The sequence below is a fragment of the Bacteroides sp. OM05-10AA genome (genome assembly GCF_003439055.1).
GTDB lineage: Bacteria > Bacteroidota > Bacteroidia > Bacteroidales > Bacteroidaceae > Bacteroides > Bacteroides intestinigallinarum.
This window is the reverse complement of record NZ_QSUR01000023.1, coordinates 24973-49943: the sequence shown is the minus strand read 5'-3', so window position 1 is coordinate 49943 and position 24971 is coordinate 24973. Positions and strand designations below refer to the sequence as shown.

General features: G+C 40.7%; 22 protein-coding genes. 7 read left to right on the top strand and 15 right to left on the bottom strand.

Going from position 1 to position 24971, the window contains the following annotated elements:
• Positions 1-109 precede the first annotated feature (109 nt).
• The 3 genes from DXB58_RS17655 to DXB58_RS17645 are packed head-to-tail and all read left to right on the top strand — an operon-like array spanning position 110 to position 5703.
• The gene (locus tag DXB58_RS17655) at positions 110-1354 is read left to right on the top strand and encodes an anaerobic sulfatase-maturation protein (protein WP_004297342.1); all 1245 of its coding nucleotides are present in this window, start codon (positions 110-112) and stop codon (positions 1352-1354) included.
• Positions 1355-1386: 32 nt separating this feature from the next.
• Positions 1387-3546, top strand: coding sequence for a S46 family peptidase (locus DXB58_RS17650; protein WP_199487979.1), 2160 nt, complete (start codon positions 1387-1389; stop codon positions 3544-3546).
• Entirely contained in the window at positions 3547-5703 is a 2157-nt protein-coding gene (locus DXB58_RS17645) for a S46 family peptidase (protein ID WP_122137703.1), read from the top strand.
• A 104-nt stretch (positions 5704-5807) separates the two neighbouring features.
• Here the strand turns inward: DXB58_RS17645 and DXB58_RS17640 are convergent, their stop codons facing one another.
• From DXB58_RS17640 to DXB58_RS17630, 3 genes are read right to left on the bottom strand one after another with little or no spacing between them, the layout of a single operon-like run.
• Positions 5808-5990 carry a type II toxin-antitoxin system HicB family antitoxin gene (locus DXB58_RS17640; RefSeq protein ID WP_004297339.1) on the bottom strand — a complete coding sequence of 61 codons (183 nt, stop codon included), beginning with the start codon at positions 5988-5990 and terminating at the stop codon, positions 5808-5810.
• Positions 5987-7114, bottom strand: a complete 1128-nt coding sequence (locus tag DXB58_RS17635; RefSeq protein WP_122137702.1) for a glycosyltransferase family protein — start codon at positions 7112-7114, stop codon at positions 5987-5989. The genes DXB58_RS17640 and DXB58_RS17635 overlap by 4 nt, the downstream gene beginning before the upstream one ends.
• Positions 7111-7917, bottom strand: a complete 807-nt coding sequence (locus tag DXB58_RS17630; protein ID WP_122137701.1) for a UDP-2,3-diacylglucosamine diphosphatase — start codon at positions 7915-7917, stop codon at positions 7111-7113. The genes DXB58_RS17635 and DXB58_RS17630 overlap by 4 nt, the downstream gene beginning before the upstream one ends.
• A gap of 168 nt (positions 7918-8085) precedes the next feature.
• Between DXB58_RS17630 and trxA the strand changes: the two genes are divergently transcribed.
• Positions 8086-8385, top strand: a complete 300-nt coding sequence (gene trxA, locus DXB58_RS17625) for a thioredoxin (protein WP_004306008.1) — start codon at positions 8086-8088, stop codon at positions 8383-8385.
• 17 nt (positions 8386-8402) lie between these two features.
• Positions 8403-8867 carry a thioredoxin domain-containing protein gene (locus DXB58_RS17620; RefSeq protein ID WP_004306007.1) on the top strand — a complete coding sequence of 155 codons (465 nt, stop codon included), beginning with the start codon at positions 8403-8405 and terminating at the stop codon, positions 8865-8867.
• A 109-nt stretch (positions 8868-8976) separates the two neighbouring features.
• Here DXB58_RS17620 and DXB58_RS17615 read toward each other — a convergent pair whose 3' ends face one another.
• From DXB58_RS17615 to DXB58_RS17605, 3 genes are all read right to left on the bottom strand, one after another.
• Positions 8977-9612 carry a SagB/ThcOx family dehydrogenase gene (locus tag DXB58_RS17615; RefSeq protein ID WP_004306006.1) on the bottom strand — a complete coding sequence of 212 codons (636 nt, stop codon included), beginning with the start codon at positions 9610-9612 and terminating at the stop codon, positions 8977-8979.
• Between the two features lie 94 nt (positions 9613-9706).
• Positions 9707-10267, bottom strand: coding sequence for an NADH peroxidase (locus DXB58_RS17610; protein WP_004297333.1), 561 nt, complete (start codon positions 10265-10267; stop codon positions 9707-9709).
• A gap of 22 nt (positions 10268-10289) precedes the next feature.
• Positions 10290-10718 (bottom strand): Fur family transcriptional regulator, encoded by a 429-nt coding sequence (locus DXB58_RS17605; RefSeq protein ID WP_074556412.1) that lies wholly within the window; start codon positions 10716-10718, stop codon positions 10290-10292.
• A gap of 221 nt (positions 10719-10939) precedes the next feature.
• Between DXB58_RS17605 and DXB58_RS17600 the strand changes: the two genes are divergently transcribed.
• Entirely contained in the window at positions 10940-12865 is a 1926-nt protein-coding gene (locus tag DXB58_RS17600) for an NAD(+) synthase (protein WP_122137700.1), read from the top strand.
• Between the two features lie 209 nt (positions 12866-13074).
• Here the strand turns inward: DXB58_RS17600 and DXB58_RS17595 are convergent, their stop codons facing one another.
• The 8 genes from DXB58_RS17595 to DXB58_RS17560 all read right to left on the bottom strand — a co-directional run bounded on the left by DXB58_RS17595 (position 13075) and on the right by DXB58_RS17560 (position 21712).
• Positions 13075-13629 carry a dual specificity protein phosphatase family protein gene (locus DXB58_RS17595; RefSeq protein WP_074556410.1) on the bottom strand — a complete coding sequence of 185 codons (555 nt, stop codon included), beginning with the start codon at positions 13627-13629 and terminating at the stop codon, positions 13075-13077.
• 25 nt (positions 13630-13654) lie between these two features.
• A complete protein-coding gene (gene hisB / locus DXB58_RS17590; protein ID WP_122137699.1) occupies positions 13655-14779 on the bottom strand; it encodes a bifunctional histidinol-phosphatase/imidazoleglycerol-phosphate dehydratase HisB in 1125 nt (374 codons plus the stop codon).
• A 3-nt stretch (positions 14780-14782) separates the two neighbouring features.
• Positions 14783-15880, bottom strand: a complete 1098-nt coding sequence (gene hisC / locus DXB58_RS17585) for a histidinol-phosphate transaminase (protein ID WP_199487980.1) — start codon at positions 15878-15880, stop codon at positions 14783-14785.
• Positions 15840-17129 (bottom strand): histidinol dehydrogenase, encoded by a 1290-nt coding sequence (gene hisD / locus DXB58_RS17580; RefSeq protein ID WP_122137698.1) that lies wholly within the window; start codon positions 17127-17129, stop codon positions 15840-15842. Before hisD ends, hisC begins: the two co-directional genes overlap by 41 nt.
• 41 nt (positions 17130-17170) lie before the next feature.
• Positions 17171-18022, bottom strand: a complete 852-nt coding sequence (hisG, locus tag DXB58_RS17575; protein ID WP_117937510.1) for an ATP phosphoribosyltransferase — start codon at positions 18020-18022, stop codon at positions 17171-17173.
• A 259-nt stretch (positions 18023-18281) separates the two neighbouring features.
• The gene (locus DXB58_RS17570) at positions 18282-18773 is read right to left on the bottom strand and encodes a PaaI family thioesterase (protein ID WP_122137697.1); all 492 of its coding nucleotides are present in this window, start codon (positions 18771-18773) and stop codon (positions 18282-18284) included.
• 73 nt (positions 18774-18846) lie between these two features.
• Complete coding sequence (locus tag DXB58_RS17565) at positions 18847-20751, bottom strand: fimbrillin family protein (protein WP_122137696.1); 1905 nt, start codon at positions 20749-20751, stop codon at positions 18847-18849.
• A gap of 307 nt (positions 20752-21058) precedes the next feature.
• On the bottom strand, positions 21059-21712 hold the full coding sequence (locus DXB58_RS17560; RefSeq protein ID WP_122137695.1) for a DUF2490 domain-containing protein: 654 nt from the start codon (positions 21710-21712) through the stop codon (positions 21059-21061).
• A 154-nt stretch (positions 21713-21866) separates the two neighbouring features.
• Between DXB58_RS17560 and DXB58_RS17555 the strand changes: the two genes are divergently transcribed.
• Positions 21867-23438 carry an ATP-binding protein gene (locus tag DXB58_RS17555; RefSeq protein WP_122137694.1) on the top strand — a complete coding sequence of 524 codons (1572 nt, stop codon included), beginning with the start codon at positions 21867-21869 and terminating at the stop codon, positions 23436-23438.
• A 144-nt stretch (positions 23439-23582) separates the two neighbouring features.
• Here DXB58_RS17555 and DXB58_RS17550 read toward each other — a convergent pair whose 3' ends face one another.
• Positions 23583-24959: an MFS transporter gene (locus DXB58_RS17550; RefSeq protein WP_122137693.1), complete on the bottom strand. Its 1377-nt coding sequence runs from the start codon at positions 24957-24959 to the stop codon at positions 23583-23585.
• Positions 24960-24971: the final 12 nt, after the last annotated feature.

The following is a 24971-nucleotide window of genomic DNA, read 5'->3' as shown; positions in this document are numbered from 1 at the left end:
AGAAACATTTTATCAATATTTAAATCTTGTAAGACTCTTTTCTTTAATAATCCTTATAAACATAGGTATAAGGCTATTTTTTTCATTTAGTTTATCTAATTTTGCGGTCATGAAAACATCAACATTTGCCCCTTTTGCCAAACCGCTTTATGTAATGGTAAAGCCTGTAGGTGCCGTATGTAATCTAGCATGCGATTATTGCTACTATTTGGAAAAGGCCAACCTATACAAAGACAATCTGAAACACGTAATGAGCGATGAACTTCTGGAAAAGTTTATCGACGAGTACATTAACTCACAAACCATGCCGCAGGTGCTTTTCACCTGGCACGGAGGAGAAACACTGATGCGACCGCTCTCCTTCTACAAAAAGGCGATGGAACTACAAAAAAAGTATGCCCGCGGACGAACGATCGACAACTGCATCCAAACCAACGGAACCATGCTCACCGACGAATGGTGCGAGTTCTTCCGTGAAAATAATTGGCTGGTAGGAGTCTCTATCGATGGTCCCCAGGAGTTTCATGACGAGTATCGCAAAAACAAAATGGGAAAACCCTCTTTTGTGAAAGTGATGCAAGGCATCAATCTTTTGAAAAAACATGGGGTGGAATGGAATGCGATGGCAGTTATTAATGACTTCAATGCCGACTATCCACTAGACTTTTATCGTTTCTTCAAAGAAATCGGTTGTCAGTATATCCAGTTCGCTCCTATCGTTGAACGTATTCTCTCACATGAGGACGGTCGTCATCTCGCTTCTCTTGCAGAAAATAAAGCCGGAACCCTTGCCGATTTTTCGATCACTCCGGAGCAATGGGGCAACTTCCTTTGTGCTCTTTTCGACGAATGGGTGAAAGAAGATGTAGGCAAGTACTATGTACAAATATTCGATTCGACTCTGGCGAATTGGATGGGCGAACAGCCTGGTATATGCACAATGGCAAAGACCTGCGGTCATGCCGGTGTGATGGAATTCAACGGAGATGTTTATTCGTGCGACCATTTTGTATTTCCCGAATATAAATTAGGTAACATTTATAGTAAAACTCTGGTGGAAATGATGCATAGCGAGCGTCAGCACAATTTCGGGAACATGAAATATCAGTCTCTCCCTACTCAATGCAAGGAATGTGAGTTCCTGTTTGCCTGCAACGGAGAATGCCCGAAAAATCGTTTCAGCCAAACGGCAGAAGGCGAACCGGGATTGAATTACTTATGCAAAGGCTATTACCAGTTCTTTAAGCATGTAGCTCCTTATATGGACTTTATGAAAAACGAACTGATGAATCAACGTCCGCCTGCTAATATCATGGAAGCACTGAAGAACGGAGATTTGAAAATTGAATACTAACCAATCATATATTTTAATTTTATCATTAAATAATGAACAGACTAAGACTTTATCTATTAGCGCTGGCTGCGCTTTTTGTATGTTCCGTTAAAGCGGATGAGGGTATGTGGCTATTGCAACTGATGCAACAGCAACACTCCATAGACATGATGAAAAAACAAGGATTAAAACTGGAAGCACAGGACCTATATAATCCGAATGGAATTTCTCTTAAAGATGCCGTAGGTATATTCGGAGGCGGATGTACCGGAGAAATTATCTCACCCGAAGGTTTGATTCTGACCAATCACCATTGTGGCTACGCCTCCATCCAGCAACATAGTAGTGTTGAGCACGATTATCTGACTGATGGTTTCTGGGCTACTTCCAGAGACAAAGAGCTCCCTACTCCGGGACTGAAATTTACATTTATCGAACGTATCGAAGATATTACGGATATTGTCAATGCCAAGATTGCGGCGAAAGAAATCACCGAATCCGAATCATTCAGCAATATATTCCTTCAAAAGCTGGCTCATGATCTTTATTTTAAAAGTGACCTGGCAGACAAAAAAGGAATTGTGCCGCAAGCTCTTCCGTTCTATGCCGGAAATAAATTCTATCTTTTCTACAAGAAAATATATCCGGATGTACGTATGGTAGCCGCTCCCCCTTCTTCTATCGGTAAGTTTGGCGGTGAAACAGACAACTGGATGTGGCCGCGTCATACCGGCGACTTTTCCATGTTCCGTATTTATGCAGATGCAAATGGTGAACCGGCAGAATACAGCGAGAGCAACGTCCCACTGAAAACCAAGAAACATTTGTCTATCTCTATCAAAGGATTGAAAGAAGGAGATTATGCAATGATTATGGGATTCCCCGGAAGTACGAGCCGCTACCTGACTGTATCAGAAGTAAAAGAACGTATGGAATCGGAAAACGATCCACGTATCCGTATTCGTGGTGCACGTTTGGCTGTCCTGAAAGAGGTAATGAATGCCAGTGACAAAATCCGTATTCAATATGCTAACAAGTATGCGGGTTCCAGCAACTATTGGAAAAACTCCATCGGCATGAATAAGGCCATCATCGATAATGATGTATTGGGAACAAAAGCTGCACAAGAAGCCAAATTCGCAGAGTTTGCAAAAGCACAAAACAATGCTGAATATGCAGCGGTAGTAAAGAACATTGATGACCTGGTAGCTAAGACAACTCCCCTCAACTATCAGTACACCTGTTTGAGAGAGACTTTCTTCGGAGCTATCGAATTTGGCAATGTGATGTTGACTAAAACACGCGAAGCATTGCTTGAGAAAAACGATTCTGTAATCGAAGCACGCATGAAAGCCTTGGAAAGCACTTACGAAAGCATCCATAACAAAGATTACGATCATGAAGTAGACCGCAAGGTAGCGAAAGCCTTGTTCCCCTTATATGCTGAAATGATTCCGGCAAACCAACGTCCTTCTATTTATAAGGTTATTGAACAGAAATATAAAGGCGATTATAACAAATTCGTTGATGATATGTATGACAACTCTATTTTTGCCAACCGGGCAAACTTCGAGAAGTTTACAAAGAAGCCTTCAGTGAAAGCGATTGACAATGATCTGGCACTGCAATACTGCCAGTCTAAATACGACTTGATGGATACACTGGCTTCCCAGCTCAAGGATATGGATCGGGAACTAGCTTTGCTGCACAAAACTTATATCCGTGGTCTAGGTGAAATGAAGTTGCCTGTACCTTCTTATCCGGATGCAAACTTCACCATTCGTCTGACCTATGGTAACGTGAAACCTTATGATCCGAAAGACGGCGTACACTACAACTACTATACGACCACTAAAGGTATTCTTGAAAAAGAAAATCCGGAAGACCGTGAATTCGTTGTACCTGCCAAACTGAAAGAACTGATCGAAAAGAAAGATTACGGCCGTTATGCTTTGCCAAATGGTGATATGCCTGTCTGCTTCCTGTCGACCAACGACATCACCGGTGGTAACTCCGGCAGCCCGGTATTGAATGAAAACGGAGAACTGATCGGTTGTGCTTTTGATGGCAACTGGGAATCATTAAGCGGTGACATCAATTTCGACAACAACCTACAACGTTGTATTAACCTGGATATCCGTTATGTCCTGTTCATTCTGGAAAAGTTAGGAAACTGCGGACACCTAATCAATGAAATGACAATCGTAGAATAAATGAGAAAACAAATCCTATTTGTCCTATTTTCACTGGCAACTCTTAGCATCCACGCCGACGAAGGCATGTGGATGCTAACCGATCTGAAAGCACAGAACGCTGTTGCCATGCGCGAACTTGGCCTCGAAATTCCGATAGAGGAAGTATACAACGCAAATGGTCTTTCTCTAAAAGACGCTGTTGTACACTTCGGAGGAGGATGTACGGGAGAAGTTATCTCTTCCGAAGGACTGGTACTGACTAACCATCACTGTGGTTATGGAGCTATCCAGCAACATAGTAATGTAGAACATGACTATCTGACAGATGGTTTCTGGGCTATGAACCGTGATGCGGAACTCCCTACTCCGGGATTGACCGTCACTTTTATCGACCGGATTCTCGATGTGACGGATTACGTCAACGAACAACTGAAAAAAGATCCGGACCCGGATGGTGTTAATTATCTATCTCCAAGTTATCTTGGTAACGTAGCAGAACGTTTTGCCAAAGCGGAGAATATAGAAATAACTCCTGCAACAAAGCTGGAGCTCAAGGCTTTTTATGGAGGAAACAAATATTATCTGTTCATCAAAACAGTATACAGTGATATTCGTATGGTAGGGGCTCCTCCTTCTTCCATCGGTAAATTCGGAGCTGATACCGACAACTGGATGTGGCCTCGTCACACAGGCGACTTTTCTCTCTTCCGTATTTACGCGGACAAGAATGGAAAACCGGCAGAATATTCTAAAGACAACGTTCCTCTGCAAGTGAAAAAACATCTGAAGATCAGCCTCGCCGGAGTTCAGGAAGGAGATTTCACCTTTGTCATGGGATTCCCCGGACGTAACTGGCGGTATATGATTGCCGACGAAGTGGAAGAACGGATGCAAACGACCAATTTCATGCGCCAGCATGTACGCGGAGCCCGTCAGAAAGTACTTATGGAGCAAATGCTGAAAGATCCGGCAGTGCGTATTCATTATGCAAGCAAATATGCTTCTTCGGCCAATTATTGGAAAAATGCAATCGGCATGAATGAAGGACTGATACGCCTCAATGTACTGGATACCAAACGTGCACAGCAAGAAGAACTATTAGCCCGCGGCCGTGAGAAGGGAGATGATTCGTATCAGAAAGCCTTTGATGAGATTCGCTCTATTGTATCTCACCGACGCGATGCGCTATATCATCAGCAGGCTATCAATGAAGCATTGGTCACCGCCCTTGATTTTATGCGTATTCCTTCCACGACAGAATTGGTTACCGCTCTGAAATCGAAAGATAAGGAGCAGATAAAAGAAGCAAAACTAAAACTGAAGAAAGAAGGTGATAAGTATTTTGCATCTGTCCCCTTCCCGGACGTAGAACGGATGGTAGCGAAAGAAATGCTGAAAACTTATGCCAACTACATTCCTGCAGAACAACGAATCAACATCTTCGAAATCATCAATTCTCGTTTCAAGGGAAGTATTGACGCCTTCGTTGATGCCTGTTTCGAACATTCCATTTTCGGCAATCCTAAAAACTTTGAGAAGTTTATCAAGAAACCAAGTTTGTATAAAATAGGATATGACTGGATGGTATTATTCAAATATTCTGTTACCGACGGAATTCTGAAAACAGCCATTGCCATGAAAGAAGCCAATCAGAACTATGACGCAGCTCATAAAGTATGGGTGAAAGGCATGATGGACATGAGACGGGAAAAAGGAATGCCGATTTATCCGGATGCGAACTCTACTTTACGATTGACATACGGCCAGGTGCTTTCTTATGAACCGGCTGACGGTGTGGTATATGATGCTCATACCACCCTCAAAGGTGTGATGGAAAAAGAAGATCAAGAAAACTGGGAATTCGTAGTGCCTCAAAAACTAAAAGAGCTATATAACTCCCAGGATTATGGACGTTATGGCAAAAACGGTGAAATGCCTGTCTGTTTTATCGTAAACACCGATAATACAGGAGGAAACTCCGGCAGCCCGGTATTTAACAGCAAAGGTCAGCTGATTGGAACTGCTTTCGACCGCAACTTTGAAGGCTTAACAGGAGACATCGCTTTCCGTCCTTCATCGCAGCGAGCCGCTTGTGTTGACATCCGCTATACCTTGTTTATCATCGATAAATACGCAGGAGCCTCTCATATCATCGACGAACTTAGCATTGAGTAAATTGAGTAAATTGAGTAAATTGAGAGTTGAGAATTAAAAATTGAGAAATAAAAGTCATGCCACTGGGCATCATATTTCTCAATTTTTAATTCTCAACTTTCAATTTATATAAACTCTTCTACCATATACATCTCGTCAATCATCTCATTCATTATATTCTGTAAATTCTGAACTGCTTCTTCAGGAGATTCCCCATAAGCATTACATTGCATATTTACAGTCAACCAGGCATAATAGCCACCATCTGATGCGCGTTCAAGCACATAATCCGTTCTGTTTAGTTTCATATTGGTAAATAATTAGTAAATGTTGGTATTGAAGTTATTTCTGAATGCGAAGCTGCCAGTTTCTCCAGTTCACGGATTATCCGACGTTCACAATTGCGAACCCAATAAACGAAATGACGGTTCGGAGTATATTTTCCAGCAAAACGAAGCAACGGTTGCAAATCAAAGGAATCACTGATTATTCCTGCCCCCGCTTTCATTGCGTCATAGGCATTGCAGTCTTGTTCAATATGTGCCGGAACCATTAATACAGGTTTTCCAAGATACATTGCTTCGCAAATAGACTCGAAGCCTGCTGTACTGGCATAAGCCTTACAACCCGCCATAGCATTAAGAAACTTCACATCATCTATTTGATGGAAACTCAATGTTTCGTCAATCTGTGTCACCTCTTCAGCATCCGATCTATCCCAGAAAAAAGTTAAAGGAACTTCCGGATGCTTCGCATGAAAGCTCTCTACGCCATCAGCAAACCCGGAATTAACCATATATCCATGAATATAATCACCCTTTTCCGGACGGATAGCGGTCACTTCCTGACGAATCAATGGAGGAACGGTCACTATTTGATTCATATCATCCTGTTCCATTTCCAGGAAAGACAAAGCCAGTTTCTTCGAAGATCTTAGAGCGGTCATCCGGGTAAAGAAACGCAGCATCCATAACTGGCACGAATTTTTATCCGGAAACTCGAAATCACGATGTAAAAACAGATACTGATGTCCAACACAAATATACGGAACGGAGGGACGGAAGAGTGCATAGGTAAGTCCGGTTAAAAGCTCGTAGAAGTTGATGACAACTTCCGCCCCTGTCTCCCTGATCCGCTGATTTATATAATACATGCTACGAAGATACTCCGGTAATCTTAATAAATTGTATGTAAAGCTTTTCGTCAGGTTCGCCCGTTTATTATCTGCCGTAGGCAGAAAGTTCGGACTAATAAATCGCTTCACCGGTGCATGAATACTCCGATTGAAAAATCCCGGCAAAGTACGTGTCGAACTTTTCCCGACCAAGACTTCCACTACTTCATGCCCATTGCGCAATAACATTTCTTCGAGGGTGATTGCTTGTGTAAAATGCCCTCTCCCCTCACCTTGAACAATAAATAAGAATTTCATGAGGCTATCGTTATTTGTGTATCTTCCAATTTTTCGGTTTGCTCTTCCGTAATCACTCCATCAAAATACCTGATACTCCAATTTCCTTTTTCGTCTTCTGTCAGAGCAGAAAGCGTTTCTACCCAGTCACCGGAATTCAGGTAGTGTATTCCGTCATAATAAGTATTTGCAGGATGATGAATATGTCCGCAAATCACTCCGTCACACTTCTTCATACGTGCAAAGTTCACGAGTTCTTTTTCAAAATCGGAGATATAAGAAACAGCCGTCTTTACTTTATTTTTGATAGATTGGGAAAGAGAATAATAAGGTTTACCCTGTTTTATCCTGCGTGCATTATATACCTTGTTCAACCACAACAAAAAAGTATATCCCACATCTCCCAGCTTCGCCAGCCAACGCATTTTTGTAGTCACCGTATCGAAGATGTCACCATGCGTCACATAATACCGCTTTCCGTGGCTTTCATAGATACAGTCTTTCACGATCTTTATATTATAAAAATCCAGGGGAGCCAGATTGTCCAGAAAATCATCATGATTACCACGAACATAAATCACCTGCGTACCGAAGTTCTCCATCATTTTCATGATTACTTTGAAAAAGTCCGTATGCTGTGACTTCCATTTCTTGCCGGAACCGCTCTTCTGAAGATGCCATCCGTCAATAATATCTCCATTCAAGATGAGCCGGTCACAATTGATTGATTTCAGAAAACTTGTGACCTCTGCTGTTTTAGAGTGTTGAGTTCCCAGATGAATATCCGAGAGGACTACTGTTGGATAATACGTACGTAAATGCATAGCTCTATTATTTTTCGATACGCAAAGTTCCCTCTTTCACATTACAAGATGATGACTCTATGATTACTATTTCATGAACAAAATCAGCTTTTTCTCGTTATATAATAAAATAGAAATTATATTTGCGGTCTTCAAAGACTGCTTTTTAACTCTAAGAAAGAAAAGATTATGGAAAAATTTGAAGATTTAATACAGTCACCAGTGCCCGTTTTAGTTGATTTCTTTGCAGAATGGTGTGGACCTTGCAAAGCAATGAAACCGGTTTTAGAAGAACTAAAACTTATTGTGGGAGATAAAGCACGTATTGCAAAGATAGACGTTGACCAGCATGAAGACCTGGCTACTAAATATCGCATACAAGCTGTACCGACCTTTATACTGTTCAAGAATGGAGAGGCTGTCTGGAGACATTCCGGCGTAATCCATAGTAGCGAACTGCAAGGGGTTATCGAGAAGCATTATACATAAAAAGATAATAATAACGAATGAAGAAAGTATTAGTAATGGTAGCCCTCGTCATGGCAAGCGTAATTGTATACGCATTCAATGACAGTAGGGAAACTAATCAAGGTAAAAAAGAGGTAACAGGTAACGGTGAAGTCGTCGTAATGGACAAAGAAATGTTTCTGAAAGACGTCTTCGATTATGAGAAATCAAAGGAGTGGAATTACAAAGGTAATAAGCCCGCCATCATCGACCTATATGCAGATTGGTGCGGACCATGTCGCCAGACAGCTCCTATCATGAAAGAATTGGCAAAGGAATATGCCGGAAAAATTGTCATCTACAAAGTCAATGTAGATAAACAAAAAGAACTGGCAGCTTTATTTAATGCAACAAGTATTCCATTGTTTGTATTCATTCCCATGAAAGGAGATCCACAGCTTTTCCGTGGAGCTGCTGACAAGGCAACTTACAAAAAAGCGATTGATGAATTTCTCTTGAAGTAAAGAAGAAAATATAGTGACGCTATCCGGTCGGGATAGTAACGCTATAATAGGAAAAGAGTGACGGTATCCTTGCGGGATACCGTCACTCTTTTGTATATCTTGCCAATCCTTATTTGAAGTATCCCACAGGATGATTCATCATTGGCATTTGGCTATCTTTCAATTTCAAAACTTTCTTCAATTGTTCATTGTCCATCGAAGCGCGTGGCACTGTTGCTATGTTAGCAGCGGAACAGAATATTGAAATATTTTGAGAAACGATGCCGGAATCCATAGCCCCCATCAACTGGCTGCGTGCACTCTTCGCATCTCCAAATCTGGAAAGATCACTGATTAACACCAAAGACACCGGAGCTGTTTTCACAAATGCCTGTCCACCGGCTACTGCTCCACGATGATCTCCTTCAGCAACCAGAGTCAACTGATGATTTTTAGCATCATACAGATAACTTCCTTCAGGTAATACTACATATACATCCACATCCTGCTTATTCAACGCCGACGGAGCTGTTCTCATTCCGGATTCCTTACGGTTTATCCCATTAGCAGCCCATAACAAATCAGACAGATCCGACAGACTCAATGATTTAGAAGCATACTCGCGAGTTGAATGTCGTTCAGACAATGCCTTCATCACCGCACCGGTACGGTTTAAATTAGGCTTCGGCAATTTAATCACTTTATCAGCAGCAAAAGCAGCCACCGAAAGCATTAAACAAACTAACAATAGTTGTACTTTTCTCATAACTGTGGTATTTAAAAATTGATAGACAAATATAAATAAAAAAGGTCTGTATTCGTTGCGGAATACAGACCTTTTAAGAGTTTATTAGGCTTAATTATTTCTTATCACCGAAATAACGGTTGTACAATCCTTCAAAACCTTTACCGTGACGAGCTTCGTCTTTGCACATTTCGTGTACAGTGTCATGGATAGCATCCAGATTCAGAGCTTTAGCACGAGTTGCGATACGTTTTTTATCTTCGCATGCACCTTGTTCAGCATCTTTACGTTTCTGCAGGTTCGTTTTAGTATCCCATACGCAGTCGCCCAACAATTCTGCAAACTTAGCAGCATGTTCAGCTTCTTCCCAAGCGTAACGTTTGAAAGCTTCAGCAACTTCAGGATAACCTTCACGGTCTGCCTGACGGCTCATAGCCAAATACATACCAACTTCAGTACATTCTCCCATGAAGTGATTGTTCAGGTCCTTAATCATTTCTTCGTCACAACCTTTTGCCACACCAATAACGTGTTCGTCAGCAAAAGACAATGCGCCACCTTCTACCTCAACAACTTCTACGAATTTGCTGGCAGGAGCTTTACATAAAGGACATTTTTCAGGAGCTGCGTCACCTTCATGAACGTAACCGCATACAGTACATCTAAATTTTTTCATTTTCTTCTCAATTTTAAATTAATTAGTCAATACGTGTTTCTTTATCTTTACTTAAGCAATTCTTGCAAATACCTTTATAATAATAATGAACTTCCGATACCTGATGACCGTCCATGTCTACATTCTCCACTTTCTTTATGGCTTCCGGGCATTTCAGATCATAAATGTGTCCACAACGCTTGCACAAAAAATGAGAATGTACGGAAGTGTCTGCGTCAAAGTTCGTATTCTTCTCATCAATCGTAAGCATCAAGGCCGCTCCTTGCTCCGAAAACAATTTCAATGTATTATAAACCGTAGTTTTTGAAAGTGTCGGCATCGAGGGAGATAGTGCAGTATATATATCATCAGCTGATGGATGAATCGGATTATCCATCAGATATTCCATGATAGCGATACGCTGCATGGACGGCTTGATATTATGCTCTAATAATCGTTCGTATGGTTTCATTATTCTCCGTTATTACATATTTGTATTTATTACAAATATTAATTCAATGCAAAGATAAAAAGTCTTTGTTTTATTTCCAAATAAATCTTTGTTTTTTTATATATCATAAAATAAAAAGCTTATATCTTTAGACATATGTTTATTCAAATAAGCCGGCCAATTCAACTTAATTCAAAACAATTTCCTATTTTTGCATCCATTATATATAAACAAGGTATAAGATGAACTACGGATTCGTAAAAGTAGCTGCAGCTGTGCCACACGTAAAAGTGGCAGACTGTAAATTTAATGCAGAGAAGATAGAAAGTCTGATTGCGGTAGCCGAAGGCAAAGGAGTGCAAATGATCGTATTTCCAGAAATGAGTATTACCGGATATACTTGTGGCGACCTGTTTGGACAACAGCTTTTGCTTGAAGAGGCAGAAATGGGGCTAATGCAAATCCTTAATAATACTCGTCAATTAGACATTATTTCTATTGTTGGCATGCCTGTTATTGTCAATTCGACAGTTATCAATGCAGCCGTAGTGATTCAGAAAGGGAAAGTATTGGGAGTTGCTGCCAAAACTTATCTGCCAAATTATAAAGAATTCTATGAACAACGCTGGTTCACTTCGGCACTTCAACTGACAACCAATAATGTACGGCTTTGCGGACAAGTAGTTCCGATAGGTGCCAATTTGCTATTTGAAACTTCGGATACGACCTTTGGTATTGAAATATGTGAAGACCTTTGGTCTACCATCCCTCCCAGTTCTTCATTGGCACTGCAAGGAGCAGAAATTATCTTCAATATGTCTGCAGATAATGAAGGTATTGGAAAGAACAATTATCTCTGCTCTCTCATCAGCCAGCAATCTGCACGTTGCATTGCCGGATATGTATTCTCATCCTGTGGCTTCGGAGAGTCTACTACTGATGTCGTTTTTGCAGGTAATGGACTGATTTATGAAAACGGTTCACTTCTTGCACGCAGTGAACGTTTCAGTATGAAAGAACAACTTATTATCAGTGAAATAGATGTAGAACGCATCCGGGCAGAGCGCAGGATAAACACCACTTTTGCCGCCAATCAAGGTAATCTAGAAGATAAAAAGGCCGTTTCCATTGCAACAGAATTTGTTAAGAGCAAAGAACTGACTTTAACCCGCAAGTTCAATTCCCATCCCTTTGTGCCGCAGGGAGCAGAACTGAACGAGCATTGCGAAGAAGTATTCTCCATTCAGATAGCCGGACTGGCACAAAGATTGGTTCATACCGGAGCTAAAACTGCCGTAGTTGGCATTTCCGGTGGATTGGATTCAACACTCGCACTGCTTGTTTGCGTGAAGACTTTTGATAAGTTGGGATTGTCCCGGAAAGATATCCTCGGAATCACAATGCCAGGTTTCGGAACAACAGATCGTACATATCACAATGCTATTGACCTGATGAAATCGTTAGGTATTTCGATTCGTGAAATCAGTATAAAAGATGCCTGCATCCAGCATTTCAAAGATATAAACCATGATATAAATGTACATGACGTTACATACGAGAATTCGCAGGCGCGGGAACGTACCCAAATATTGATGGACGTAGCCAATCAAACTTGGGGAATGGTTATTGGCACAGGAGATTTATCAGAACTTGCACTGGGATGGGCAACCTACAACGGCGATCACATGTCTATGTACGGAGTAAATGCAAGTGTACCGAAAACTCTGGTGAAGTACCTGGTACAATGGGTAGCGGAAAACGGTATAGATGAAAATTCAAAAGCGACTTTACTTGATATAGTAGACACTCCCATTAGTCCGGAACTGATTCCTGCAGATGAAAACGGAGAGATTAAACAAAAAACAGAAGATTTGGTAGGTCCTTATGAGCTGCATGACTTCTTCCTTTATTATTTCTTACGTTGTGGTTTCCGCCCATCCAAGATATTCTATCTGGCAAATATTGCCTTCAAAGATGTCTATGACGAAGAAACCATCAAGAAATGGCTTTATACTTTTTTCCGCCGCTTCTTTAATCAGCAATTCAAACGCTCCTGTCTGCCCGATGGGCCTAAAGTAGGAAGCATTTCTATTAGCCCGCGAGGAGACTGGAGGATGCCTAGTGATGCAAGTTCAGCTATGTGGCTCAAAGAAATAGAGAATTTATAAGTATTATAATACAGATTATCATAATCTATAATTCTCAAAGTATTCTTGCCGTGATGAGAAAGAATTCTCATCCCTATGAGAAAATCTTCTCATCACGGTGAGAATTTTTTCTCATAAGCGTGAGAATACTTTGAGAATAGCGTAACAGATAAATCACTATTAAACAATCATTTAATCCGATACATTTGTATAAAGCATACGAACTAAAGTTACTCTGCCGACATAACCCTTCTTCTTATTTGCTCTATATCTGCTTCTTTAATCCTTCGAATGATGTTTTTATAAATACGATGAAAGCCATACTCTCCTTCTATCATTTCACGGATTGCATCTTCTTTTGAGACATTCTGAAAGACGATACGATAAAGCGCACAAACAGCTCCTGTACGATCAGAGCCATGGTGACAATGAAAAATGATAGGCGCATTACGATTTTTAATAATGCGTAATGCCTGTATCAATTCTTCTTCACTAATCGAATGTGCTTTAGTTTTCACCCGATAAAGCTTGATATTCGTTCCTTTTGCTTCATCATCATCACTATGCCTATTCCGCAAGTTGAGTACTTCTCCAATACCATACTTTTCCAAAGCTTTAAAGTCATCCTTTGAAGGTTGTTCTGAACGGTATACACCTGAATCGATTCTATACAGATTCGTTAAATCACTGTCAGGTAGAGTGATCTTATCTGCTTTCAGATTCTGACCGAAAAGAAAGACAGACAAAACTGTTCCCAATAGACTTAACAGGATTCTTTTCTGCATAAGTTTATATGTTATTATTAAAAAATTAAAGAACTCCTTTACTGGATGGAAGTTCAAAATGATAGATATCACGTTTCAATGCCATCTTTAGTGCACGTGCGAGAGCTTTAAAAATTCCTTCTATTTTATGATGTTCATTCTGTCCTTCGGCTTTGATATTCAGATTCATCTTCGCTGCATCGCTTAATGATTTAAAGAAATGAAGGAACATTTCTGTTGGCATCTCTCCTATTTTTTCACGCTTGAATTCAGCATCCCAAACCAGCCAAGGACGACCGCCGAAGTCCAAACAAACCTGACAAAGACAATCATCCATCGGCAAGGCATAACCATAACGTTCAATCCCTCGTTTGCTACCTAAAGCCTGATAGATACATTCGCCCAATGCAATAGCGGTATCTTCGATCGTGTGATGTTCATCTACTTCCAAATCTCCTTTAACACGGATGGTCAAGTCCATGCCGGAATGTTTTCCAATCTGTTCAAGCATGTGATCGAAAAAGCCAAGACCGGTAGAAATGTCACAAGTTCCATTTCCATCCAGATTCAAAGCAACATAAATATCTGTTTCTTTTGTAGTACGACGTACTTCCGCTTTCCGTTCTCCGGCAAAAAGGAATTCGGCTATCCGGTCCCAGTCAGTAGTTGCAAGGACACAGACTTCTTCTAATCCTTTTTCTTTCAGAGCTTCGGTCGAGTCTTGCAAATAAATTGCTCGGCAACCTAGATTTTTGGCAAGTTCCACATCCGTAGGACGATCACCTATCACAAAACTTCCGGTAAGATCATAATCGGGACTATTTAAATACTTCGTCAACATTCCCGTACGTGGTTTGCGGGTAGGCGCATTATCTTCAGGGAAGCTACGGTCTATCAGAATTTCATCAAAAGTAATCCCCTCTCCTGCCAATGTTTTAAGCATCAGATTATGAGCAGGCCAAAATGTCTCCTCCGGAAAAGAGGATGTACCCAATCCGTCTTGATTGGTGACCATCACAAATTCAAAGTCAAGTTTACTACGGATGAAACCCAAATTACGGAATACCTTCGGATAGAATTCCAGTTTTTCCAATGAATCGAGCTGATAATCAATGGGAGGTTCGATTACCAACGTACCATCTCTATCGATAAATAATACTTTCTTCTTCATAAATTATCCTTGATAGTTTTTAAGGGCAGCCAGTAGGGTATTATTTTCTACACGGGTACCGACAGTTACACGCAAACAGTTGCAACAAAGTGAAATATTATGACGATTACGCACTATGATTCCTTCACTGACCAAATAGTTGTATATCTTCACAGCATCTGTCACTTTAGCCAAAAAGAAGTTGGCGTCAGAAGGAAACAATTTGATGGTACATGGAAGCTTTTCAAATTCCGCTTCCAGATAATCACGCTCTTCCTTCAACGTTTTCACCCAACGCTCTATCTCATAGTACTTATGCAACATAGAAATAGCTTGTTGTTGGGTCAACTGATTGACATTATAGGGGTATTTGATTTTGCTAAGGATGTCTATAATTTCTTTGGAAGCAAAAGCCATTCCCAAGCGAATTGCAGCACATCCCCAAGCCTTGGAGAAGGTCTGGAATACGACAAGGTTGGGGTATTTATCCAGCTCTTCGAGGAAAGACGGAGCCTGGGAAAAATCATTGTAAGCCTCATCCAGCATCACCAATCCTTCGAACTGACAGAGCACTTTTTCTATTTCAGAACGGAGCAAATCATTTCCTGTCGGGTTATTAGGCGAGCAAAGGAAAATCAATTTGGTGTGTTCGTCGGTAGCCGCCAGCAGTTTATCGGCAGAGAACTGGAAATCATCATCCAGTAATACTTTCCGATATTCCACATCGTTCACATCGGCACAAACCTGATACATACCATAAGTAGGGTCGATGGCTACGACATTATCTTTTCCCGGTTCGCAGAATGCACGAAAAACCAAGTCGATGGCCTCATCGCTACCGTTTCCAAGAAAAATATGTTCAGGGGATACTTTTTTGATTTTCGACAACAGCGTCTTCAGTTCGCACTGCATAGGATCCGGATAGCGGTTATGAGGCGTATTGTAGGGGTTCTCGTTTGCATCCAGGAAAACAGAGGCTGTAACTCCTTTATATTCATCTCGTGCCGAAGAGTAGGGTTTTAATTTCCAGATATTCGGCCGGGTTAGTTCTTGTAACGTTTTCACTTCTTTAAGTTTTAAATTATGAATTTTGAATTGCTTTGAGACGAACTGTGACGGCATTTTTATGTGCATCCAGCTGTTCATTAGCCGCCATCTCTTCAATAGCAGGACCGATAGCTTTTATTCCTTCCGGGAGAATTTCCTGAAATGTAATCTTACGGATAAAACTATCCAGACTTACACCACTATAGGCTTTGGCATAACCGTTGGTCGGCAGGGTGTGATTCGTTCCGGAAGCATAGTCGCCGGCACTCTCGGGAGTTAACGAACCTAAGAAGACAGAACCTGCATTTATCACACGTTCGGCCACTTCCATATAGTTTTCCGTTTCTATGATTAGATGTTCCGGAGCATACGCGTTAGTCAGTTCCAATGCTTCATCCAGATCCTTCACTAAAATCAATTTACTATTCTCCAGTGATTTCGCTGCAATTTCACGACGGGGAAGTTCTGCTAATTGACGCTCCACTTCTGCCATCACCTCTGTTTGCAGTTTCTCGGAAGTGGTAATCAATATAGCCTGGCTATCTATTCCGTGTTCTGCCTGTGACAAAAGATCTGCTGCCACAAAAACCGGATTGGCAGATGCATCAGCCAGAACTTCCACTTCTGAAGGACCGGCAGGCATATCGATAGCTACATCACGCAGGCTTACCAACTGTTTGGCGGCTGTCACATATTGATTGCCAGGACCAAATATCTTATATACTTTGGGGACACTCTCCGTTCCATAGGCCATAGCAGCAATAGCCTGCACACCACCAGCCTTGAATATTTTGCTGACACCTGCCAGTTGCGCAGCAAAAAGGATAGCCGGATGAATATTTCCATTCTTATCGGGAGGCGTGCAAAGTACGATTTCCTTGCATCCTGCAATTTTAGCCGGAACAGCCAACATTAATACAGTTGAGAAAAGCGGTGCTGTTCCACCCGGAATATATAAGCCGACCTTTTCGATTCCCACTGATTTTTGCCAGCAAGTTACCCCATTCATTGTCTCTACCTTCTTCCCGACAAAACGCTGGGAAGAGTGGAATGTTTCAATGTTTTGTTTAGCTAAAGAAATGGCAGTTTTCAGTTCATCGTTTACTAATGTCCCGGCGGCTTGAACCTCTTCAGGAGTCACAGCAAGTACGGACAAGGTTACTTTATCAAAAGCAGCCTCATATTCCAATACTGCTTTATCGCCTTCTGTCCTTACCTTATTTATAATAGAACGAACAGTATCGAACAAACTTTCCGTATTTAGTGCCGGACGTTTCAAAAGTTCCGTCCATTGCTCTTTTGAGGGATATTTAATCAATTTCATGGTTCATATTTTATCAGGAATGAATTTTCGTTCCTATCTATTTATACAATCATCTTTTCAATCGGCAGTACCAAAATACCTTCTGCTCCCAGTCCTTTCAGTTTTCCGATGATTTCCCAAAAGCGTTTTTCATCAAGTACTGTATGAACAGAACACCAGCCTTCCTGTGCCAATGGCATCACTGTGGGACTCTTCATACCCGGCAATACAGCTATGATTTCTTCCAGTTTGTCCTTTGGAGCATTCATCAATACATATTTTTTATCTTCAGCTGTTTTTACTGCGTTCATACGGAATAGCAATTCTTCGAGCACTTCTTTTTTCTCTTCGCTCATGTTCTTGTTGCCAATCAACAATGCTTCCGACTTCATTACAACTTCCACTTCTTTCAAACGGTTGCTGACCAAAGTAGAACCGGAGCTTACAATATCAAAAATGGCATCAGCCAATCCAATACCCGGAGACACCTCTACCGAACCGGTTATCACATGTATTTCAGCATTTACATTATTTTTTTTCAGGAAGTTACGAAGAATCACCGGATAAGAGGTAGCAATCTTCTTGCCTTCAAACCATGACAAACCGGGATATTCAATATCCTTCGGCATAGCCAGTGACAGACGACATTTGCTGAATCCCAGACGTTTGACGATTTCTGCATCTTCCTCCTTTTCCATAAACTCGTTCTCACCAACAATTCCCAAATCAGCTACCCCAGTAGCTACCGTTTGCGGAATATCATCATCACGAAGAAATAGAACTTCGATAGGAAAGTTAGAAGACTGTACCAACAAGGTACGTTTAGTAGTGCTTAACTTGATATCTGACTCTTCTAAAAGTGCCATTGTCTCTTCGAAGAGACGTCCTTTGGCTTGTACTGCGATTCTTAACATGACTTTATTTAATTACTAATTATTAATTACAAATACAATCTGCGTTGAAAAAACAAAAAAGGCTTACCGTATTCGGTAAGCCTTCGTTATCGTTTATATAGTTATACACAATATCATCCACGCCCACCGATTATTCGTTAGGAAAATGATGATGATGATGTGTAGCTGTATATTTCATATTTCTTTTATTAACTGCGACAAAAGTAAAGCATTTGTTTGATACTACCAAACATTTATCACAAAAACTTGAGTTTTTATTTCAAATTAATGGTAATATTTCTTCCGATTCTACATCGCATTTCGAAAAATGCATTTCATCTTTCGACTTTTCTTTCGAGAAAGTAAAGTAAGTACAAACCGATTCTGTACAAACTTCTCCATCCTTATTATATAACTTTGCTTCAACAATAACGATGTTCCGCTTTACCTCTTTAATAGACGCACGCAGTACTATATGAGAATCTTTGATATCAATCGATTTCCGGTAACGAGTTTCCATCTTCGACGTCACCCCCGTGGTTTGTAGTTTACGAAGTATAACCCAGGCACAGATTTCATCCATCAAAACAGCTTGAATACCGCCATGCAAGGTATCAATCCAGCCTTGATATTCGGGACGTGGTTTCCAAATGCTTACTACTTCGTCACCATCTTCGTAAAATTCCATTTTTAATCCGGCTTCATTATTGGAAGCACAACCAAAGCAGTTGTACCCTTCCAAACCTTTCCAGGGGTTTATTATCTTCTTCATAGTTCTCTCTTTTAGTTAGTTTTACTTCCCAAATATAAGCAATTTATGGAAAAGAGAAGCCTTTTTCGTCGATTTACTTTCTTATGCAACGAATGGCAAAGGCTTTTGTATCAACACCTGCATTAGATTCTTCAATGATATCCGTATCACTTTTCAGATAGAAAACCTTGGCGTCGATAGCAGCATTTGCATTATCCAGTGTCCAATATGCCAGATGTTTTTTCTCATAATCAGTTTGAAAAGCCCCCACATACATTCCTACAGGTATTCCATTAAAACCGGATAAATTAGTTGCAGGCTGTGCCTGTTCTCCCGCTTTCAAAGGTAACCAAGTACCTGATTTCAGCAAAGAAGCCTCTCCATTCAGATAGTCTTTTAAAATATTCCAGTCTTTCCAATCCGGTATACTCCAATGAATAGGTAGAATTTTATTAGAAAGTACTACATTAGCTGTATAAAAATAGTGTTCCGTAGCAGATTGCAGATATCCGACAACATTCGCTGTCACTGCATCCAGTCTGGAAAGTGCTTCACCGTCTATATACGAAGATACCTCCAGATTATCCCGCATCCAATATTGAGTTCCGATCTTCACTAACGGATAATTATGAATGATTCCTCCACGTACATCACGAACGATATCTTCCAATGCCAAAACAGGTAGTATGTCATCTGCCATTGTAACGGATAAAGAAACGGTTCCGTCTGCCATCACATATACATTATTACGAATCGGCAAAGTTCCGTCAACATAGGCCAATGAGTGATCTTCCATATTCCATGATACGCTTCCTCCATTCACTTTTCCGGATTTCCCTAGTAACTGTGCCACAACACCTTGAGATAAGTCCACACTACCATCTTTTTTCATCGGATAGGCAACGATTGCCTGCGAAGAAAATTCCGAAGTAACAAGATACTCCTTACATATTTCGGCTACTTGCTTTCCCGAATGTAACACTTTATACACATTCGACTTTTCAAAAGTCAACTTCGAAACATCTATGTATTTATGGAGCGTGACCGATTCAGTATGATCTATTTCGGTTCCGTCCCAATCTCCGATTTCCCCATTCACTTTGCTCATTAATACATCTTCGGCTGATACAAACTTTATTTCCAATTCGCGCTGCTTTCCACTTTTTAATTGTAAAGTAGATGGTAATAGACTTGTATATAGCTTTCCTGCAGCTTCCAACGTTATGTATTGGTATCCCGGAGTCGCCTCCTGCGGTATCAGAATAAATTCTTTTCCTATCAATCGACCATCTTTTATCTCCCATTCTCCTGCAGGAATAATATCTTTCTCTTCGGAATAACCAGAGAAGGTCTTTTTCTGAAAATCATAACTTGTTTTAGTATAAAAGCCACTCACCGAAAGCGTAGGCTTAACGGATAACATATCTTCCAGATTCTCCCCCTCTCCAGGAATAAGAACAATTTTCAGACGAAAAAACTGATGATTATAGGTCAGAGCGACCGCCTCCTTACTGGCTAATACCTCTTCTTTAGAAGCAATCAGGAAATCAGAATGTGAATAATCATCAGGAATATTTTGAGTCGTTGAAACCGCCACCTGCATGGTACTCTCCCCTATCCCCACTCCACTCTTTTGATAAGGATAATAACTGATTAAATTCAATGTAACTCCATCATCCGGATAGTATACCGACTCGTTAGATTCAAACTCGCCATTGGATGAACGTATGAAATGAAGATTATCTACATAACGTTCTTCTTGCATTGTAGTAGTTCCGGCAAGAGCAAACAGACCGACTTCATCCCCTTCGGCAAAGTTATTATTTGCCATACGGGTACCAACTGACTCACGAATATCGGCAATAAATTTCAATAGAATATCTCCATTATTAACACTATCCTCCTCTTCCTCCGAAATATGGTTCACACAAGCACTAAGCAAAATAGAACAAAAAACAAGTAAACCCACGCCCCTTTGTAGGTTATAAAATAGTTTCATCACATTTATTTTTTAATTTCCCAATAGAAACTTTTGATTGAACAGAAAGGATGACATAAGAGGAAGTTATTCGCTTTCGGTTATGGGATACTGAACAACACGTCTGTTGTACTGTGGAATCATCAATTTCAAGATATCATTTTGATGTCTTGAAAGCAAAAGTATATAATTATATTAAACCGAAGTATGGTTTCTATAGGAAAATTTTACATTTTAAGTTAAAACACAAATAACCAATGAGTTATAAGCAAGTAGTCAGAAACCAAGTATTAAACTCTCACATTATTATATTAAGAGCCTACTAATTTCAGAAAGAATACCCCACTTCTATTCCGGCAATGTGTCTGCCTTGTGAAGATGCATATTGATAACAATAGAATGCATCCAACGACCAACATTTGGCCAAAGCTATTTCCACTCCGGGACGATAGCGCATACGATCGGCTCTCCAGAAAGAAGCGTCATCCAGACTCTGATAGATTTCAACAGAGAAATAAGGAGAAACAATTCCTTTTGTAGGAACATAGGATAATTTCAAGCGGGAACGCAAACGAGTTTCAGAGTTGCCACGATCCAACGTCTGCTGAAATCTTTCCCTTACAGCTACTTTCAACCATTGATAACGAAAACTGGCAGTAGCAGTTATATGATAACGATGCCTGAATTTCCAGTCCGAGTCACCCAAATTCCGAAAATGGGTTTCATAGCCAACACCCAGATTCAAAAACGAATAGGGCCGGTAACTTCCACCAACAGTCAGCCCCCAACGATCCAATTTACTCACATCATCTTTCATGCGCAGCTCCAAATCACCTGAAACCGAAAAGCGAGAATCGATCTTATGATTGACCTTGAATTTAGTCCATGTATTGAAATCATCACTTTGTGCCCATACAGAAAATGATCCAAACAACAGCACAAATAATAGCCAAGTCTTAGTATTTAATATTATTCTACTCATTGATTTTCGGGTTAAAGTAGCAAAGATAGTAAATTATTCTACGCAAAGAAAAAGCATGATACTGAAAAGATTCTGAAAAGATTATATTCGCATTCTGTCTAAATTCTCATATGCATATTGTATATTTGCACAAGAAACTCTAAAATCATCGGATATGGACAACTTGATGCGTAAACTTCCTATTGGAATACAAACATTCGAAGGGATACGGAAGGAAAATTATCTTTATGTGGATAAAACAGCACTTGTATGGCGTATGGCTAATCTAGGAAAGCCATATTTTCTAAGCAGGCCGCGTCGCTTTGGTAAAAGCTTATTAATTTCTACATTCGATGCTTATTTTCAAGGAAAAAAAGAACTATTCGACGGTTTGGCTATTGAACAACTGGAGACGAAATGGGAACATCATCCGGTTTTACATCTTGATCTGAATGCAAAAAAATATGAAACGGCAGCAGATTTAATTGCAATGCTAAACCAATATTTAGAAAAATGGGAAGCTATTTATGGTGATGAGAAAAAAGACCGGAGTCCTGAAGAGCGCTTTAGTTATGTAATCGAACAGGCTTCCTTGAAAACAGGAAAAGGTGTAGTCGTATTGGTAGATGAATATGACAAACCTCTTTTACAGGCCATTACCCGTCCGAAATTGTTCGAAGAATATCGTCAGACATTGAAAGCCTTTTATGGAGTACTAAAAAGTGCCGACGCATATCTCCGTTTTGTTTTTCTGACCGGAGTTACAAAGTTCTCACAAGTCAGCGTATTCAGCGATCTGAATCAGTTGAATGACATTAGTCTAGATTATTCTTACGCCACGCTTTGCGGTATCACCCGCGAAGAACTGAAAAATACTTTCGAACCCGAAATTGAAACTTTCGGCCGCAAAAACAATCAGACACCGGAAGAGGTGGTCACTGCAATGGAACGCAACTACGACGGCTATCATTTTCATCCGGATGGTGCAGGAGTATTCAATCCGTTTAGTGTATTGAATGCTTTCAGCAAACTGGAGTTGGGTAGCTATTGGTTCCAGACTGGTACGCCGACATTCTTGGTTGAATTATTGCAAAAAAGTGAGTATGATCTCCGTACTTTATTAAATGGCATAGAAGCACCTGCCTCTTCTTTTGCAGAATATAGAATGGATGCTAATAATCCCGTACCACTCATTTATCAAAGTGGATATCTGACTATTAAGGATTATGACAGAGAGTTTCAGAACTATCTACTTGATTTTCCGAATGATGAAGTGCGCTACGGATTCATTAATTTCCTTGTTCCATTTTACACTCCAATGAAGAACAACGATCAGGGATTTTATATCGGCAAATTTGTTCAGGAATTACGCACAGGTGATTATGAATCTTTCCTCACCCGTCTGGAAGCTTTCTTTGCTGATATTCCGTATGAATTAAATGACCAGACTGAACGCCACTATCAGGTTATCTTCTATCTCGTATTCAAACTGATGGGACAATTCACGGAAGCGGAAGTGCGCAGCACCCGTGGACGTGCCGATGCTATGGTTAAAACGCCGAAATATGTCTATGTGTTTGAGTTCAAATTAAATGGAACAGCAGAAGAAGCGATGAAGCAAATTGACGAGAAAGGATATCTGATTCCTTATCAGAAAGACCACCGGGAAATAATAAAAATCGGTGTGGAATTTAGTGCGGAAACTCGTAATATCAATCGTTGGTTGGCAGAGAAAACATACATATGATAAAAACATTTCGGGAAGAATCGTAGCTACGAACTTCCCGAAATAAAAACCGATACCATTGAAAATAGACATTTGTCATCCTCTTTTGGAAACAAGTTTTTTCAATCTAGCCTAATATACCTGATATATCTAATATACCTGAAACTAATCTGACTCTTTTGATTTTGCATTCCAAACCAATAATGCAAAGAATACCGACAGCAGAGCCGCTCCTATCCAGAACCAATTGATATAAGTGAAATCATAAACATCGACTCCATTCTGAACCGTCTTCTGCCCCTCTATCAGAACACCACTCATTACATCCTGTAATCCGGCCCCAATATAACTGGCAATGCCGACCACCCCCAACGCTGCTCCCGACGCATTACGGGGAGCAATATCGACAGCCATCAGGCCACCTAAAAAACAAATGAGAACTCCGATACCCAAACCGAAAAGAACCATGGCCAACACATCTATCCAGAAGTGTACGCCGGGAACCAACAAGAACAGGCTAAGTGCAAGAACATTCATCAATCCGAAAATCAGGGCGGGAACATTTCGACGACCGCCAAATAACTTGTCAGAAATAACACCCGAAAATACGGTACCTACGATACCACAGACCGGACAGATGGAAATAATGAAGCTGGCATCCAGTGTGGAATATCCCTTTTGCGCTTCCAGATAAAAAACACCCCAGCTATTGATAGCATAGCGACTGATATACATGAAAGCACTCGAAAGAGCCAGTATCCAGATGGCAGGCATCATCAATACCTGGCGTTGGGCTTTATTAAAGTCTGTCGTTTCCGCCATACTCATCTCCTCTTTCTGTTTGGGAGCATTCACAGGAGGAAAGCCCTGACTCTCGGGAGTGTCATGGAAGAACTTCCACACAATTAAAGTACCAAGCAAACCAACAATACCGGCACCAAAGAAACCGTATCTCCACCCCAATACACTAACGATAGACGCAACAATTAGGAAGGTCAACGCCTCACCGATATTGTGGCTGGCAGACCAAAACCCGTAATAAGAACCCCGTTCTTTGTCCGTAAACCAACGGGAAAGTCCCACTACACAAGAAGCAGCACCCATAGACTGAAACCAGCCACTAATCCCCCAAAGGAGAGCAAACAGAATAAAAGAATGGGTAAAACCCAGGCACAGGTTCACTAAAGCAGTTACCAGTAAACCGGTAGTCATAAAGCGGTTGATATTGCTACGGTCGGCCAGAAAACCATTCGTAAATTTTCCAAGGGCGTAAGTAAAGAACAATACCGAACCGATAATTCCCAGTTCCGTTTCGGAGAAAATTCCTTCATCTACGATGGGCTTCTTCACGACATTCAGGCTAAGGCGGCAAACATAGTACATGCCGTAACCGAAAGTGGCTGAAAGGAAAGTAGACCATTTCAGGTATTTCAGACGACGGGCATCGGAATGAAGATGTTGTGAGCCGGATGAAGACAAAGCTTCCCCGTTACAAGGTCTCGGTGAAGAGACCTTGTAAAAGTTTATAAGTTGTTTCAACATGAAAAAGTCTAT